A 17261-nucleotide genomic window follows, 5' to 3' on the forward strand; every position below is an offset into this window, starting at 1 on the left:
ACCCGAACGGGGCTCACAAAGCCCCTGTTCATTACCTATGAAGATGAGACCAGCAGGGGCTTTCCGGGCTGGTACCCGGAAAATCAGCAGGATCCAGGTGGCGTGGTTCAGTCGCTGTTTTCGGACCGTTCCAGGTTTCATGGCTCTCGCCGATCAGTCCCCTAATCGAGGGTGACCAAGCATGCAAGAAAGCGTGATGCAGCGCATGTGGGAAAGCGCCCACCTTTCAGGTGGTAACGCTGCATATGTGGAAGAGCTCTACGAACTCTACCTGCACGACCCTAACGCTGTGCCAGAAGAGTGGCGCACCTACTTCCAGAAGTTGCCCGCCGACGGCAGCACCGCTACCGACGTATCGCACTCCACGATCCGCGATCATTTCGTACTGCTGGCAAAGAACCAGCGCCGCGCCCAGCCGGTATCTGCCGGGAGCGTGAGCAGTGAACACGAGAAGAAGCAGGTTGAAGTGCTGCGACTGATCCAGGCCTATCGTATGCGCGGCCATCAGGCTGCCAAGCTTGACCCCTTGGGGTTGTGGCAGCGCCCTGCGCCCGTAGACCTGTCGATCAATCACTACGGCTTGACCAATGCCGATCTTGATACGACCTTCCGTGCCGGCGACCTGTTCATCGGCAAAGAGGAGGCGAGCCTACGCGACATCCTCGATGCGCTCCAGAAGACATATTGTCGCACCATTGGCGCCGAGTTCACCCACATCGTCGATTCCGAGCAGCGCAGCTGGTTCCAGCAGCGCCTGGAAAGCGTGCGAGGCCGTCCTGAATTCTCCGCCGACGTGCAGTCCCACCTGCTCGAGCGCGTCACCGCAGGCGAAGGTCTGGAGAAATACCTGGGCACCAAGTACCCAGGCACCAAGCGTTTCGGCCTGGAAGGTGGCGAAAGCCTGATCCCGATGCTGGACGAGATGATTCAGCGCTCCGGCTCCTACGGCACCAAGGAAGTCGTCATCGGGATGGCCCACCGTGGTCGCCTGAACGTGCTGGTCAATACCTTCGGCAAGAACCCGCGCGAGCTGTTCGACGAGTTCGAAGGCAAGAAGATGAACGAGCTGGGCTCCGGTGACGTGAAGTATCACCAGGGCTTCTCTTCGAACGTGATGACCCCGGGGGGCGAAGTCCACCTGGCCATGGCATTCAACCCGTCCCACCTTGAAATCGTGTCGCCTGTGGTCGAAGGCTCGGTGCGCGCCCGTCAGGACCGCCGCAACGACAGCGTCGGCGACAAGGTGCTGCCTATCTCCATCCACGGCGATGCGGCCTTCGCAGGCCAGGGCGTGGTGATGGAAACCTTCCAGATGTCGCAGACCCGCGGTTTCAAGACCGGCGGTACCGTGCACATCGTGATCAACAACCAGGTCGGCTTCACCATCAGTAACCCGCTCGATGCGCGCTCGACCGAGTACGCCACCGACGTGGCCAAGATGATTCAGGCGCCGATCCTGCACGTCAATGGCGACGACCCGGAAGCCGTGTTGTTCGTCACCCAGCTGGCCGTCGACTACCGCATGCAGTTCAAGCGTGACGTGGTCATCGACCTGGTCTGCTACCGTCGCCGCGGTCACAACGAGGCCGACGAGCCCAACGGCACCCAGCCGCTGATGTACCAGCAGATCACCAAGCAGCGCACCACCCGCGAGCTGTACGCAGAAGCCTTGATCCAGGCAGGCCGCATCGATGCCGAGCGCGCCCAGTCCAAGATCGACGACTATCGCAGCGCGCTGGACAACGGTCTGCATGTGGTCAAGAGCCTGGTCAAGGAGCCGAACCGCGAGCTGTTCGTGGACTGGCGCCCCTACCTGGGTCACGCCTGGACGGCTCGCCACGACACCCGCTTCGACCTCAAGACCCTGCAGGAGCTGTCGGCCAAACTGCTGGAGCTGCCCGAAGGTTTCGTGGTCCAGCGTCAGGTTGCCAAGATCTACGAAGATCGCCAGAAGATGCAAGCCGGTGGCCTGCCGATCAACTGGGGCTACGCCGAGACCATGGCTTACGCCACGCTGCAGTTCGAAGGGCACCCGATCCGCATGACCGGCCAGGACATCGGCCGCGGTACCTTCTCCCACCGTCACGCGGTGCTGCACAACCAGAAGGACGCCAGCACCTACGTACCGCTGATGAACCTGTACCCGGGCCAGCCACGCTTCGAACTGTACGACTCCTTCCTGTCCGAAGAAGCGGTACTGGCATTCGAGTACGGCTACTCCACCACCACGCCCAACGCGTTGGTGATCTGGGAAGCCCAGTTCGGCGACTTCGCCAACGGTGCGCAAGTGGTCATCGACCAGTTCATCACCAGTGGCGAGCACAAGTGGGGCCGTTTGTGCGGCCTGACCATGCTGTTGCCTCACGGTTATGAAGGGCAGGGCCCCGAGCACTCCTCGGCACGCCTGGAGCGTTACCTGCAGCTGTGTGCAGAGCAGAACATTCAGGTGTGCGTGCCGACCACGCCGGCGCAAATCTACCACCTGCTGCGTCGTCAGGTCATTCGCCCGCTGCGCAAGCCGCTGATCGTGCTCACGCCCAAGTCGCTGCTGCGTCACAAGCTGGCCGTCTCGACGCTGGAAGATCTGGCGGAAGGTTCGTTCCAGACCGTCATTCCGGAGATCGACACCCTCGATCCAGCCAAGGTCGAGCGCCTGGTGCTGTGCGGTGGCAAGGTCTACTACGACCTGCTGGAAAAACGTCGTGCCGAAGGCCGCGAAGACATTGCGATCGTGCGTATCGAGCAGTTGTATCCGTTCCCGGAAGACGACCTGGTCGAAATCCTGGCACCGTACACCAACCTCAAGCATGCGGTCTGGTGTCAGGAAGAGCCAATGAACCAGGGTGCCTGGTACAGCAGCCAGCACCACATGCGCCGTATCCTGGGCCGCCACAACAAGGCGCTGAACCTGGAATACGCCGGTCGCGAGGCTTCTGCCGCGCCAGCCTGTGGTTACGCTTCCAAGCACGCCGAGCAGCAGGAACGACTGCTGCAAGACGCGTTCACCGTTTAACGCCTTCGCGCATCTGAAACCGAATTTAAGGAAACACTGATAATGGCTATCGAGATCAAAGCCCCAACCTTCCCGGAATCGGTTGCCGACGGCACCGTTGCCACCTGGCACAAGCAGCCAGGCGACGCCGTCAAGCGGGACGAGCTGATCGTCGACATCGAGACCGACAAGGTCGTCCTGGAAGTGCTGGCCACTGCCGACGGCGTGTTGGGTGACATCGTCAAGGGCGAGGGCGACACCGTCCTGTCCGACGAAGTGCTGGGTTCGATCGTGGAAGGCGGCGCTGCTGCCGCTGCACCGGCTGCTGCGCCTGCCCAGGCCGCCGCACCGGCTGCCGCTGCTGCCGACGCCAGTGAAGACGACCCGGTCGCTGCCCCTGCTGCCCGCAAGCTGGCAGAAGAAAATGGCATTGACCTGGCCAGCGTCTCGGGTACCGGTAAAGGCGGTCGCGTGACCAAGGAAGATGTGGTCGCTGCCGTTGCCAACAAGAAGTCGGCGCCTGCCCCGGCGGCCAAGCCTGCCGCAGCTGCAGCGGCACCGGTCGTGACCGCCGCTGGCGATCGTACCGAGAAACGTGTGCCGATGACCCGTCTGCGCGCCAAGATCGCCGAGCGCCTGGTCGAAGCCCAGTCCAACATGGCCATGCTGACCACCTTCAACGAAGTCGACATGACTGAAGTCATGGCCCTGCGTTCGAAGTACAAGGACCTGTTCGAGAAGACCCACAACGGCGTGCGCCTGGGCTTCATGTCGTTCTTCGTCAAGGCTGCGACCGAAGCGCTCAAGCGCTTCCCTGCAGTCAATGCCTCGATCGACGGCAACGACATCGTCTACCATGGTTACGCGGACGTCGGTGTGGCTGTCTCCAGCGACCGTGGTCTGGTGGTTCCGGTACTGCGCAACGCCGAGTCCATGAGCCTGGCCGAAATCGAGAACGGCATCGCCACCTTCGGCAAGAAAGCCCGTGACGGCAAGCTGGCCATCGAAGAAATGACCGGCGGCACCTTCACCATCACCAACGGTGGTACCTTCGGTTCGATGATGTCGACGCCGATCGTCAACCCACCGCAAGCCGCGATCCTGGGCATGCACAACATCATCCAGCGCCCAATGGCCATCAATGGCCAAGTGGTGATTCGCCCGATGATGTACCTGGCACTGTCCTACGATCACCGCCTGATCGACGGCAAGGAAGCGGTAACCTTCCTGGTGACCATCAAGAACCTGCTGGAAGATCCGTCCCGCCTGCTGCTGGACATCTAATCGCGCGGCTGTAAGCTGCGAGCGACAGGCTTCAGATCGAAGCCTGTCTGTCTTGCGGCTTGCAGCGGCCGCTTGAGCTAACAAGGAATCTTTTATGACCCAGAAATTCGACGTGGTAGTGATTGGTGCCGGTCCTGGCGGCTATGTAGCTGCTATCAAGGCCGCCCAACTCGGTCTGAAGACTGCCTGTATCGAGAAGTACACCGACGCCGAGGGCAAGCTGGCCCTGGGCGGCACTTGCCTCAACGTAGGCTGCATTCCTTCCAAGGCGCTGCTGGACAGCTCCTGGAAATACAAGGAAGCCAAAGAGAGCTTCAATGTCCACGGTATCTCCACTGGCGAAGTGAAGATGGACGTACCGGCGATGGTTGGCCGCAAGGCAGGCATCGTCAAGAACCTGACCGGCGGTGTCGCTACCCTGTTCAAGGCCAACGGCGTGACCTCCATCCAGGGCCACGGCAAGCTGCTGGCGGGCAAGAAGGTCGAAGTGACCAAGGCCGACGGCACCAGCGAAGTCATCGAAGCGGATAACGTCATCCTGGCTTCCGGCTCGCGCCCGATCGACATTCCGCCGGCTCCGGTCGACCAGAACGTGATCGTCGACTCCACCGGCGCCCTGGAATTCCAAGCCGTGCCCAAGCGCCTTGGCGTGATCGGCGCTGGCGTGATCGGCCTGGAACTGGGTTCGGTATGGGCGCGTCTGGGCGCGGAAGTGACCGTGCTCGAAGCCCTGGACACCTTCCTGATGGCTGCCGACAGCGCCGTCTCCAAGGAAGCCCAGAAGGTCCTGACCAAGCAGGGCCTGGACATCAAGCTGGGTGCGCGCGTCACCGGTTCCAAGGTGAACGGCGACGAAGTCGAGGTGACCTACACCAACGCCGAAGGCGAGCAGAAGATCACCTTCGACAAGCTGATCGTTGCCGTGGGCCGTCGTCCAGTGACCACCGACCTGCTGGCTGCCGACAGCGGTGTGAACATTGACGAGCGTGGCTACATCTACGTCGATGACCAGTGCGCAACCAGCGTGCCGGGCGTCTACGCCATCGGTGACGTGGTGCGTGGCCTGATGCTGGCGCACAAGGCCTCGGAAGAGGGCATCATGGTCGTCGAGCGCATCAAGGGTCACAAGGCCCAGATGAACTACGATCTGATCCCATCGGTCATCTACACCCACCCGGAAATCGCGTGGGTTGGCAAGACCGAACAGTCCTTGAAGGCCGAGGGTGTTGAGGTTAACGTGGGCACCTTCCCGTTCGCGGCCAGCGGCCGTGCGATGGCAGCCAACGACACCGGTGGTTTCGTCAAGGTCATCGCCGATGCCAAGACCGACCGCGTACTGGGTGTGCACGTGATTGGCCCATCGGCTGCCGAACTGGTACAGCAAGGCGCAATCGCAATGGAATTCGGCACCAGTGCCGAGGACCTGGGCATGATGGTCTTCAGCCATCCAACCCTGTCCGAAGCGTTGCATGAAGCAGCGCTGGCGGTGAATGGCGGTGCCATTCACGTCGCCAACCGTAAGAAGCGTTAATCATAAGAAACCACGGCGGGCTGCCCGTCGTGAGTCTTGCGTGCATGACTCACCGCGGAAAGTCCGCCGGACCGGATCACATGGGATAACCCGGGGTCAACGGTCACAGGTGGTGCGGCGCCAGTGATGGCGCAGCGCCGAAGCGCAGTACCTAACGAAGACGGTAAAAAGCATGAATCTTCACGAGTATCAGGGTAAGCAGCTGTTCGCTGAGTACGGCCTGCCAGTTTCCAAGGGTTTCGCGGTCGACACCCCTGAAGAAGCGGCAGAAGCCTGCGACAAGATCGGCGGGAACGAGTGGGTCGTCAAAGCCCAGGTTCACGCTGGCGGTCGCGGTAAAGCGGGCGGCGTCAAGCTGGTTCGCAGCAAGGAAGACGCCAAGGCGTTCGCTGCACAGTGGTTGGGCAAGAATCTGGTCACCTACCAGACCGATGCCAACGGTCAGCCCGTCTCCAAGATTCTGGTCGAATCCTGCACCGACATCGCCAAAGAGCTGTACCTGGGCGCTGTGGTCGATCGTTCGAGCCGCCGCATCGTGTTCATGGCCTCCACCGAAGGTGGTGTGGACATCGAGAAAGTCGCGCACGACACGCCTGAAAAAATCCTCAAGGCCACTATCGATCCACTGGTCGGCGCTCAGCCGTTCCAAGGTCGTGAGCTGGCGTTCCAGCTGGGTCTGGAAGGCAAGCAAGTTCAACAGTTCGCCAAGATCTTCGTGGGCTTGGCCAAGCTGTTCAAGGATCACGACCTGGCCCTGCTGGAAGTGAACCCGCTGGTGATCAAGGCCGACGGCGACCTGCACTGCCTCGATGCCAAGATCAACATCGATGCCAACGCCATGTACCGTCAGCCGAAGCTGAAAACCTTCCACGACCCGTCCCAGGACGATGCCCGTGAAGCCCACGCTGCCAAGTTCGAACTGAACTACGTTGCCCTGGAAGGCAACATCGGCTGCATGGTCAACGGTGCTGGCCTGGCCATGGGTACCATGGACATCGTCAACCTGCATGGCGGCAAGCCAGCCAACTTCCTCGACGTGGGCGGCGGTGCTACCAAGGAGCGCGTTACCGAAGCGTTCAAGATCATTCTGTCCGACAGCAATGTCGCGGCCGTTCTGGTCAACATCTTCGGCGGCATCGTTCGCTGCGACATGATTGCCGAAGGCATCATCGGTGCGGTGAAGGAAGTCGGCGTCAAGGTTCCGGTCGTCGTTCGCCTTGAAGGCAACAATGCCGAACTGGGCGCTAAAGTACTGGCAGAAAGCGGTTTGAACATCATTGCTGCAACCAGCCTGACCGACGCTGCTCAACAAGTTGTCAAAGCTGCGGAGGGCAAGTAATGAGCGTCCTGATCAATAAAGACACCAAAGTCATCTGCCAGGGCTTCACCGGCTCGCAAGGTACTTTCCACTCCGAACAAGCCATCGCCTACGGCACCAAGATGGTCGGTGGCGTCACCCCAGGCAAGGGTGGCACCACCCACCTGGGCCTGCCGGTGTTCAACACCGTCAAGGAAGCCGTCGAGGCGACCGGCGCCGATGCTTCGGTCATCTACGTACCAGCGCCATTCTGCAAGGACTCCATCCTTGAAGCGGCGTTCGGCGGCATCAAGCTGATCGTGTGCATCACTGAAGGCATCCCGACCCTGGACATGCTGGACGCCAAGGTCAAGTGCGACGAGCTGGGCGTGACCCTGATCGGCCCTAACTGCCCAGGCGTCATCACGCCCGGCGAATGCAAGATCGGCATCATGCCTGGCCACATTCACTTGCCAGGCAAGGTCGGTATCGTGTCGCGCTCCGGCACCCTGACCTACGAAGCTGTCAAGCAGACCACCGACGCCGGCTTCGGTCAGTCGACCTGTGTCGGCATCGGCGGTGACCCGATCCCGGGCTCCAACTTCATCGACATCCTGAAGCTGTTCCAGGAAGACCCGAAGACCGAAGCGATCGTCATGATCGGTGAGATCGGCGGTTCGGCTGAAGAAGAGGCCGCAGCCTACATCAAGGCCAACGTCACCAAGCCTGTCGTTTCCTACATCGCCGGTGTTACCGCACCTGCGGGCAAGCGCATGGGCCACGCTGGCGCCATCATTTCCGGCGGCAAGGGCACTGCAGACGAGAAGTTCGCAGCCCTGCAGGACGCAGGTGTCAAAACCGTGCGTTCGCTGGCCGACATCGGCAAGGCCTTGGCCGAGCTGACCGGTTGGGAAGTGAAGAAGTAATACCGCTGCACCCCCCACGCGCACAAAGGCCACCTTCGGGTGGCCTTTGTCGTATCAGGGGGCTGCTTCATCTGACGAAGCTTTGCGCGGCAGGGTAGGGGTAAAGCGATTAGGTTTTTTCGATGGCTGTGATAGGAATTTTCGTACATACGCCGTGTTCAGCCAGCGGATAATACCGATCGTTCCGTTCACGCAGACGACAATGGCGTACGCACATCGGACAACACGCACTGTGCCAGTGCGTTTGAAGGGTAAACCGGTTAATCTACGCGACTATTTTGTGCCCGTGCCCCAAAAGGGAACGACACGCTAAACGGGTCTGGCCTACCAAGCCGGGCAGCATTTCCCTCACCCATGGGGAAATCCCCTCACGAATCCCGATTTCAGCAGTGTGGTACTACCTCAAATGAAAGTTCTTAAAGGCCAGGATATCCTGGCGCTTGGCTTTATGACGTTCGCGCTTTTCGTAGGCGCTGGCAACATCATCTTCCCGCCCATCGTCGGCCTGCAATCCGGCCCGCATGTATGGATGGCTGCGCTGGGCTTTTTGGTCACGGCGGTAGGGCTGCCTGTGATCACCGTGGTCGCCCTGGCCAAGGTAGGCGGCGGCATGGATGCGCTGAGCAGCCCGATTGGCAAGTTCTTCGGTGGCCTGCTGGCAGCCGTTTGCTACCTGTCGGTCGGCCCCTTGTTCGCAACACCGCGTACCGCGACGGTATCGTTCGAAGTGGGTGTGGCGCCGTTGACGGGTGAAAGCCCGCTGGCGTTGTTCATCTACAGCCTGGTCTACTTCATCGTGGTGCTGGCGGTGTCGATGTACCCTGGCAAGCTGCTGGACACCGTGGGTCGGTTCCTGGCACCGCTCAAAATCATCGCGCTGGCCGTGCTTGGCATCGCGGCATTCGCATGGCCAGCGGGCACCATTGGCGAGGCGCAGCCTGCCTATGCTGCTGCTGCGTTCTCCAAGGGCTTCTCCGACGGCTACCTGACCATGGATACGCTCGGGGCGCTGGTATTTGGCATCGTCATCGTCAACGCCATCCGCTCGCGCGGCGTTGAGTCGCCCAAGTTGATCACCCGCTATGCCATCATTGCCGGGCTGATTGCCGGTGTTGGTCTGGCGCTGGTGTACATCAGCCTGTTCCGCCTGGGCGCCGGTAGTCACGAAATCGCGGCAGGGGCCAGCAACGGTGCGGCCGTGCTGCACGCCTATGTGCAACATACCTTCGGCTCGCTGGGCAGCGGCTTCCTGGCCGTGTTGATCGCGCTGGCCTGCCTGGTGACTGCCGTGGGCCTGACCTGCGCGTGTGCCGAGTACTTCAGCCAGATCCTGCCGTTGTCCTACCGCGCACTGGTCGTGATCCTGGCGGGCTTCTCGCTTCTGGTGTCCAACCTGGGGCTTACCAAGCTGATCATGTTCTCGATCCCTGTGCTTACCGCCATCTACCCGCCGTGCATCGTCGTGGTGGGGTTGAGCTTCGTGAACGACCTGTGGAACTCGCCAACGCGCATCCTTGGCCCGGTAATGCTGGTCTCGTTGCTGTTCGGCATGGTCGATGCCGTTAAAGGCAGCAGCATTGCCCACGTGCTCCCGGACTTCATGGCGCACTTGCCGTTGAGCGATCAGGGCCTTGCCTGGCTGGTGCCGTCGGTGGTGACCTTGGTGGGTGCAGTGGTATGCGATCGCATGCTCGGCAAGCCCCGTCAGGCCATGGCATGAGTCGCTAAGCACAAGGTCCGGCATTGGCCACAAGCCATGGGATGCTGGACCCACCGCTTGGCAGCGCAAGCCCCGCATTCGCAAGGATGCGGGGCTTTTGTTCGCATGCACCCTGCCAAACGCCGCAAGCGAACCGCCCTGGAAATTATTCTTCGGAGTTTGCGTGCCTTTTGCGGCTTGCCAGCGTCGAAAGACGGTCTTTATGCTTTCGGCACATGGCACCTACGGATCTCTGCATGAACTTCATCCTGAGTAATCTCAATAACCTCATAGCGGCATGCTGGTTCGTGCTGTGCTGGGGCGGTTATACGCGCTATGCCATCTGGAAGGGGCGGGACACTGCATGCCTGGCCAGCGTGCTGCATTTGTATCGCGAGGACTGGATGCGCAGGATGCTGCTGCGTGACAACCGCATTGCCGATGCCAGCGTGATCGGCAACCTGGAACGCAACGCCTCGTTTTTTGCCTCCAGCACCCTGATCATTCTCGCCGGTATCCTGACGGTGCTGGGAGCTTCCGACCGCGCGTTGTCGTTGCTGGCCGACCTGCCGTTGGTACAGCAGGCCTCCCAAGGGATGTCGGAGATCAAGTTGCTGTGCCTGGCCACGGTGTTCGTGTATGCCTTCTTCACGTTCAGCTGGTGCATGCGTCAATACAACTTCGCTGCTGTCTTGGTGGGCTCGGCGCCCATGATCGGCGAGCGCCAGGTCAGCGAACTAGAACGCAAGGCCTTTGCCTTGAGGGCGGCCAGGGTGTTGTCGTTGGCTGCCAACCAATTCAACTTCGGGCTGCGCGCCTATTACTTCGGCATGGCCATGTTGAGCTGGTTTATCAACCCCTGGTTGTTCATGGCGGTAAGTGTAGGGGTTGTGCTGATTCTTTATCGCCGCGAGTTCCACTCGGACGTGCTTGACGTCATGGTATTCACCCCCACCGAAAGTTCGACAGGTGAGGTGCATGCCTCCCAGTCCACTGTGCCTAACTGAAACGATTAGTCCATGAATGACAGGCATAAAAAAACCCGACATTGTCGGGTTTTTTGATCGGTTCGATTACTGCTTGGCAGGATCGGCCGGAGTCGTGGTGGTTGCTGGAGTGGCTGGGGAAGCCTCTTCGGCAGCCTTACGATTGGCTTCGGCCTGGTCTTGGGCAGCTTCGGCGTTTTCCTTGGCAGCGTCGTTCATCTTGTCCTGTGCGTCACCCATCTTCTCCTGGGCTTCTTCACGGTGTTCTTGTGCGTCCTGGGCTTTGTCTTCGCTCGCTTTATCGCAAGCAGCCAGGCCCATGGCAGCAGCCAGCATCAGAGCAAAAGCAAATGGTTTACGCATGAGGGTGTCTCTCCTTGGTGGAATAAGTTGACTTGATGCTTCGAGTCGGGGCCTGCTGGATTAGTTCCACCGTCAGTACACAGATATTAAATATCTTGAAACTGAACTTCCGGCCCTGGCGAGTGTTTCGCACTAAGGCGGGTTATCCGTTGCGGGCAACTGCCACTTAGCCGGTATCACAATGTACGCGAGGTACGAACATGCATGGCTCTTTGCTGTGTCTGTATCGACGCCCGTCCTAACCCGGAAACGTTACACCGCCCGCGGCAAGCAGGGCGGCACAGCGGCTCGCCATGACCCGCTCGGATTTGAAGATCGAACCATGCAGGCCCTTGAAATCGATTTGGCAGCCCCCATCTGCATGACATCCGCCGCCAACGCAGCCATTGTGCCGCTTGGCGACCACTGTCATCTGATCGGAGTTTGAAGAACATGAGCGTGGAGACTCAAAAAGAAACGCTGGGCTTCCAGACCGAGGTAAAGCAACTGCTGCACCTCATGATCCATTCCTTGTACTCGAACAAGGAGATCTTCCTGCGCGAACTGATCTCCAACGCCTCCGACGCCTCCGATAAGCTGCGCTTCGAGGCGCTGGCTAAGCCTGAACTGCTCGAAGGCGATGCCGACCTGAAGATTCGCCTGAGCTTCGACAAGGAGGCCGGTACGGTCACCCTCGAGGATAACGGCATCGGTATGACCCGCGATGACGTCATCGCTCACTTGGGCACCATTGCCAAATCCGGCACTGCCGACTTCATGAAGAACCTCACCGGCGATCAGAAGAAAGACTCGCACCTGATCGGTCAGTTCGGCGTGGGCTTCTACTCGGCATTCATCGTGGCCGATCAGGTCGATGTCTACAGCCGTCGTGCAGGCCAGCCTGCCAGCGAAGGCGTGCACTGGTCGTCCAAGGGCGAGGGCGAGTTCGAAGTTGCGACCGTCGACAAGCCTGAGCGCGGCACCCGCATTGTCCTGCACCTGAAAAAAGACGAGCTGGAATTCGCCGATGGCTGGCGCCTGCGCAACGTGGTCAAAAAGTATTCCGATCACATTGCCCTGCCAATCCAGTTGCCCAAGGAGCAGGCAGCCGCCGAAGGCGAAGAGCAGCCAGCCGAAGAGTGGGAAACCGTCAACCGTGCAAGCGCCCTGTGGACCCGTCCGCGTACCGAGATCAAGGACGAGGAATACCAGGAGTTCTACAAGCACATCGGCCATGACTTCGAAAACCCGTTGGCCTGGAGCCATAACAAGGTCGAAGGCAAGCTCGAATACAACTCGCTGCTGTACGTGCCTGCCCGTGCACCGTTCGACCTGTACCAGCGCGAAGCCCCGCGCGGCTTGAAGCTGTACGTGCAGCGCGTGTTCATCATGGATCAGGCCGAGTCGTTCCTGCCGCTTTACCTGCGCTTCATCAAGGGTGTCGTGGACTCCAACGACCTGTCGCTGAACGTGTCGCGGGAAATCCTGCAGAAAGACCCGATCATCGATTCGATGAAGACCGCGTTGACCAAGCGCGTGCTGGACATGCTTGAAAAACTGTCCAAGAACGAGCCCGAGCAGTACAAGAGTTTCTGGAAAAACTTCGGTCAGGTATTGAAAGAGGGCCCGGCCGAAGACTTTGCCAACAAGGAAAAGATCGCTGGCCTGTTGCGCTTCGCGTCCACCCAGGACGAAAGCGGCGAGCAGAGTGTGTCGCTGGCTGACTACCTGGCCCGCGCCAAGGAAGGGCAGGACAAGATCTACTACCTCACCGGCGAGTCCTACGCGCAGGTCAAGAACAGCCCGCACCTCGAAGTCTTCCGCAAGAAAGGCATCGAAGTGTTGCTGCTGACCGACCGCATCGACGAGTGGCTGATGAGCTACCTGAACGAATTTGACGGCAAGGCGTTCGTGGATGTGGCCCGTGGCGATCTGGACCTGGGCAAGCTTGATACCGAAGAGGACAAGAAGGCCCAGGAAGAAGTCGCCAAGGATAAGGAAGGCTTGGTGGAGCGCCTGAAAACCGCACTGGGCGAAAACGTCGCCGAAGTGCGTGTCTCCCATCGCCTGACTGATTCGCCAGCCATCCTGGCCATCGGCGAGCAGGACCTGGGGTTGCAAATGCGCCAGATTCTGGAAGCCAGCGGCCAGAAAGTGCCCGATTCCAAGCCTATCTTCGAGTTCAACCCAACCCACCCGCTGATCGAGAAGCTCGATCACGAACAGAGTGAGGACCGCTTCGCCGAGCTGTCGCACATCCTGTTCGACCAGGCCGCGCTGGCAGCCGGTGATAGCCTGAAGGATCCCGCAGCCTATGTGCGGCGCCTGAACAAGCTGTTGGTCGAGTTGTCTGCTTGAATTGACGTATGGCTAAAGCCCGCTTCGGCGGGCTTTTTTCATGGTGCAGCCTGAGGAGTACAGCATGAGTAAGGTAGTCGTCGAATCTTTGATCCACCACCTGTCCGGCAAGACCTTCGAAAGCCGTTTGGCCTATGAGCCCGGCGCCCTGGGTCGACCTGGCCTGGTGATGGCGCCCAACTGGATGGGCGTGACCGAAGGGGCCGAGCGCATCGCCAAGGAGGTGGCAGCGCAAGGTTATGTGGTGCTGCTCGTCGATCTCTATGGGCAGACCGTTCGCCCGGCGAATGCCGATGAAGCGGGCGCAGCAATGATGCCGCTCAAAAACGACCGCGGCGAGTTGCGCAGGCGCATGGAAGGTGCCCTTGCCCAGTTGCTCGGTCAGTCCAAGGCGCCACTGAGCCCAGGCAAGGTGGCTACCTTCGGGTTCTGCTTTGGGGGCTGCTGCGCGCTCGAATTGGCGCGTGCGGGGGCTGATCTTCGTGCAGCGATCTCCTTCCATGGCACGCTGGACACGCCTGACCCCGAGGATGCCAAACGCATCAAGGGCTCGGTCCTGGTGCTGCATGGCGCATCCGATCCCTTGGTGCCCAAAGAGCAGCTACCGGCATTCGAAGACGAAATGAACGCCGCCAAGGTCGATTGGCAACTGGTCAGCTATGGCGGGGCGGTGCATTCGTTCACCGACCCGGATGCCAACGTGCCCGGCAAGACGCAGTATGACCGGCGCACGTCCGAGCGCGCCTTCCGCGCGATGCACAACCTGCTGGCCGAGGTATTCCAGCGCTAGCGCGCAGGTGGCCGCAGCGATTGCCAGCCCTGCTTTGATGGCAAGGCTGGCGAACCGCACGCTGCGCGTGCAGGTCTAGTAGGTTTGCCCCCTTACAAGGAAGCCCACCATGATCGCCAGAGCACTGGCCTGCGTAGCGTTGACCGCCTGGCTGGGGCCAGGGGCCGAGGCCCGTGAATACCGTTACAGCGATGCTCACCTGCATTACGTGGATTTCTTCCAGGAATCCGAAGGTATGCCGGCGCTGCTCAAGGCCATGGACGCTGCAGGCATCGATCAGTCGATGATTTCGGGCATTCCCGTTGCCAAGAAATGGCATGAAGACGAGCCCAAGCGTCCCCGCTATTACGCCGGCGACGATGCGGACGCCTATTGGTACAGCGCCACCGATACCTATGTAGCAGCGGCGCTGCAGCCATTGTCGGACGAACAACGCAAGCGATTCCATCCCTTCCTGACCGGCTTCAATCCAGTCGACAAGAATGCCGTGAGCCATATCGAACGCATGCTCGACCTTTACCCAGGCCTCTGGCAGGGTATTGGCGAGGTATTCACCCGTCACGATGACCTGACGGCGTTGACCAGCGGCGAAACCCCGCGTGCCAACAACGAAGCCATGACACGGGTCTACCACCTGGCCGCCGAGCGCGACCTGCCGGTGCTGTTGCATTCCAACATCACTTCCAAGCGCGAGCGTAACCCGTTGTACCTGGCCGAGATCGAAGAGCCCCTGCGCAATCATCCGCATACGCGTTTCATCTGGGCACACGCCGGCAGCAGCATGGAAATTCACCGGCATCAGACACAGATGGATTTTCTACTGCCGGTGCTGACGCGATTACTCGAGGACTACCCGAACCTGTACGTGGACCTGTCGTGGAGTGTGCTCAAGCCCTACCTGCTCGATGAGCAGGACGTCCCACGCAAAGCCTGGCTGGCGCTCGTTGAACGCTACCCAACGCGGTTCATGCTGGGCTCGGATGTGGTCGGCCGCTTCGATAGCCTGGGAGAGGAGATGGACAGTTTCAGGCCATTTCTGGATGCCTTGCCCGAAGATGTAGCCAGACGCGTGGCCAAGGACAACTTTCTGGCTGTGCTGCCCAAGGGTAAATGACAGCGTAGGTCGCGTCGGGCCCAACGGATCTGTTTTCCCGCGTAAATGAAAACGCCCCGAACCAGTCGGGGCGTTCTCTATTGGCGCGTCAGCGAATCACTTGCCTTCCCAGCGCTTGAGCACCAGGGTGGCATTGGTGCCGCCGAAACCGAAGCTGTTGCTCATGACCGTATCGATCTTGGCATTTTCTTCGGTCTTGCGCAGGATCGGCAGGTCAGCGACCGCCGGGTCCAGTTCGTCGATGTTGGCCGAGCCAGCGATGAAGTTGTTTTCCATCATCAGCAAGCAGTAGATCGCCTCGTGTACACCGGCAGCCCCCAGCGAGTGGCCGGACAGGCTCTTGGTTGAGCTGATCTTCGGTGCATTTTCGCCGAACACTTCGCGCACACCCTTCATTTCGGCAACGTCGCCCACTGGGGTAGAGGTGCCGTGGGTGTTCAGGTAGTCGATCGGCGTGTCGACGGTCGACAGCGCCTGCTGCATGCAGCGGATGGCGCCTTCGCCGCTTGGGGCGACCATGTCGTAGCCGTCGGAGGTGGCGCCATAGCCGATGATCTCGGCGTAGATCTTGGCGCCACGGGCCAGAGCGTGTTCCAGCTCTTCGACCACCACCATGCCACCGCCGCCGGCGATGACGAAGCCATCACGGTCCGCGTCATAGGCACGCGAGGCCAGTTCCGGGGTTTCGTTGCGCTTGGTCGACAGGGCGCCCATGGCATCGAACAGGAACGACTGGCTCCAGTGCTCTTCTTCACCGCCGCCGGCGAATACGATGTCCTGCTTGCCCCACTGGATCTGCTCCAGTGCGGTGCCGATGCAGTGAGCCGATGTAGCGCAGGCGGAAGAGATCGAGTAGTTGATGCCCTTGATCTTGAACGGCGTCGCCAGGCACGCCGAAACGGTGCTGCCCATGGTGCGAGTGACCCGGTAAGGGCCTACACGCTTGACGCCTTTTTCGCGCAGAGTATCCAGCGCTTCCATCTGGTTCAGGGTCGATGCACCGCCGGAGCCGGCCACCAGGCCGGTACGTGGGCTGGAGACCTGCTCATCGGTCAGGCCCGAGTCCTTGATGGCGTCCTGCATCGCCAGGTAGGCGTAGGCAGCCGCATGCCCGACGAAACGGAAGACCTTGCGGTCGATCAGCTCTTCGAGGTTGAGGTCGATGGAGCCGGAAACCTGGCTACGCAGCCCCATTTCCTTGTATTCCGGGTTGTAACGGATACCCGGACGGCTGTTGCGCAGGTTTTCGGTGACGGTAGCTTTGTCATTGCCCAGGCACGACACGATGCCCAGACCAGTGATAACGACGCGGCGCATGCGAATAACCCTTAGAAGTTGTCAGTGGAGGTGAACACGCCGACCCGCAGGCCTTCGGCGGTGTAGATCTCGCGGCCGTCGACGCTGACCGAACCATCGGCGATGGCCATGTTCAGCTTGCCTTTGAGCACGCGCTTGATGTGAATGTTGTAGGTGACGTTCTTGGCGGTAGGCAGCACCTGGCCGAAGAACTTCACTTCACCGGAGCCCAGTGCACGACCGCGGCCCGGCAGGCCTTGCCAGCCCAGGAAAAAGCCGACCAGCTGCCACATGGCATCGAGGCCCAGGCAGCCTGGCATCACTGGGTCGCCTTCGAAATGGCAGGCAAAAAACCAAAGATCAGGATTGATGTCCAGCTCGGCGACCAATTCACCTTTGCCGTACTTGCCGCCTTCTTCACTGATGTGGGTGATGCGATCGACCATCAGCATGTTCGGCGCGGGCAGTTGCGCATTACCTGGGCCGAACAGCTCACCGCGACTGCAGCGCAGCAGGTCTTCCCGAGTAAAGGCGTGTTGTTTGGTCATGCGAGCTCCTCAATAACCCCCTGCGGCAGGGGATGAATCTTCCCGGCCAGCCCGTCACGCATCGCGAACGGGGCGGCAGCCTACAGGTAGACTATTGC

General features: G+C 60.4%; 13 protein-coding genes. 10 read left to right on the plus strand and 3 right to left on the minus strand.

Annotated elements, in window-relative coordinates; genetic code table 11:
- Window positions 1–181: 181 nt before the first annotated feature.
- The 7 genes from FH041_RS02750 to FH041_RS02780 all read left to right on the plus strand — a co-directional run bounded on the left by FH041_RS02750 (window position 182) and on the right by FH041_RS02780 (window position 10736).
- Window positions 182–3013 (plus strand): 2-oxoglutarate dehydrogenase E1 component, encoded by a 2832-nt coding sequence (locus FH041_RS02750; protein ID WP_023533567.1) that lies wholly within the window; start codon window positions 182–184, stop codon window positions 3011–3013.
- 42 nt (window positions 3014–3055) lie between these two features.
- Complete coding sequence (gene odhB / locus FH041_RS02755; protein WP_140174158.1) at window positions 3056–4276, plus strand: 2-oxoglutarate dehydrogenase complex dihydrolipoyllysine-residue succinyltransferase; 1221 nt, start codon at window positions 3056–3058, stop codon at window positions 4274–4276.
- Between the two features lie 94 nt (window positions 4277–4370).
- Complete coding sequence (lpdA, locus tag FH041_RS02760) at window positions 4371–5807, plus strand: dihydrolipoyl dehydrogenase (protein ID WP_027916294.1); 1437 nt, start codon at window positions 4371–4373, stop codon at window positions 5805–5807.
- A gap of 172 nt (window positions 5808–5979) precedes the next feature.
- Complete coding sequence (gene sucC / locus FH041_RS02765; protein WP_023533614.1) at window positions 5980–7146, plus strand: ADP-forming succinate--CoA ligase subunit beta; 1167 nt, start codon at window positions 5980–5982, stop codon at window positions 7144–7146.
- Entirely contained in the window at window positions 7146–8030 is an 885-nt protein-coding gene (gene sucD, locus FH041_RS02770; RefSeq protein ID WP_004376004.1) for a succinate--CoA ligase subunit alpha, read from the plus strand. The genes sucC and sucD overlap by 1 nt, the downstream gene beginning before the upstream one ends.
- Window positions 8031–8436: 406 nt before the next feature.
- Complete coding sequence (gene brnQ, locus FH041_RS02775; protein WP_140174159.1) at window positions 8437–9750, plus strand: branched-chain amino acid transport system II carrier protein; 1314 nt, start codon at window positions 8437–8439, stop codon at window positions 9748–9750.
- 236 nt (window positions 9751–9986) lie between these two features.
- Complete coding sequence (locus tag FH041_RS02780; protein WP_028686596.1) at window positions 9987–10736, plus strand: DUF599 domain-containing protein; 750 nt, start codon at window positions 9987–9989, stop codon at window positions 10734–10736.
- A gap of 66 nt (window positions 10737–10802) precedes the next feature.
- On the opposite strand, the gene FH041_RS02785 is transcribed toward FH041_RS02780, so the two are convergent.
- Window positions 10803–11078, minus strand: a complete 276-nt coding sequence (locus FH041_RS02785) for a hypothetical protein (RefSeq protein ID WP_027916291.1) — start codon at window positions 11076–11078, stop codon at window positions 10803–10805.
- Between the two features lie 432 nt (window positions 11079–11510).
- Between FH041_RS02785 and htpG the strand changes: the two genes are divergently transcribed.
- The 3 genes from htpG to FH041_RS02800 all read left to right on the plus strand — a co-directional run bounded on the left by htpG (window position 11511) and on the right by FH041_RS02800 (window position 15319).
- Window positions 11511–13415: a molecular chaperone HtpG gene (htpG, locus tag FH041_RS02790; RefSeq protein WP_028686595.1), complete on the plus strand. Its 1905-nt coding sequence runs from the start codon at window positions 11511–11513 to the stop codon at window positions 13413–13415.
- Between the two features lie 64 nt (window positions 13416–13479).
- Window positions 13480–14205 (plus strand): dienelactone hydrolase family protein, encoded by a 726-nt coding sequence (locus tag FH041_RS02795; RefSeq protein ID WP_027916289.1) that lies wholly within the window; start codon window positions 13480–13482, stop codon window positions 14203–14205.
- A 109-nt stretch (window positions 14206–14314) separates the two neighbouring features.
- Window positions 14315–15319, plus strand: coding sequence for an amidohydrolase family protein (locus tag FH041_RS02800; RefSeq protein WP_028686593.1), 1005 nt, complete (start codon window positions 14315–14317; stop codon window positions 15317–15319).
- A gap of 96 nt (window positions 15320–15415) precedes the next feature.
- Here the strand turns inward: FH041_RS02800 and fabB are convergent, their stop codons facing one another.
- Window positions 15416–16636: a beta-ketoacyl-ACP synthase I gene (gene fabB / locus FH041_RS02805; protein WP_027916287.1), complete on the minus strand. Its 1221-nt coding sequence runs from the start codon at window positions 16634–16636 to the stop codon at window positions 15416–15418.
- A gap of 11 nt (window positions 16637–16647) precedes the next feature.
- On the minus strand, window positions 16648–17163 hold the full coding sequence (gene fabA / locus FH041_RS02810; protein ID WP_023533607.1) for a 3-hydroxyacyl-[acyl-carrier-protein] dehydratase FabA: 516 nt from the start codon (window positions 17161–17163) through the stop codon (window positions 16648–16650).
- Window positions 17164–17261: the final 98 nt, after the last annotated feature.

It is taken from the genome of Pseudomonas sp. SWI7 (assembly GCF_006351945.1).
GTDB lineage: Bacteria > Pseudomonadota > Gammaproteobacteria > Pseudomonadales > Pseudomonadaceae > Aquipseudomonas > Aquipseudomonas fulva.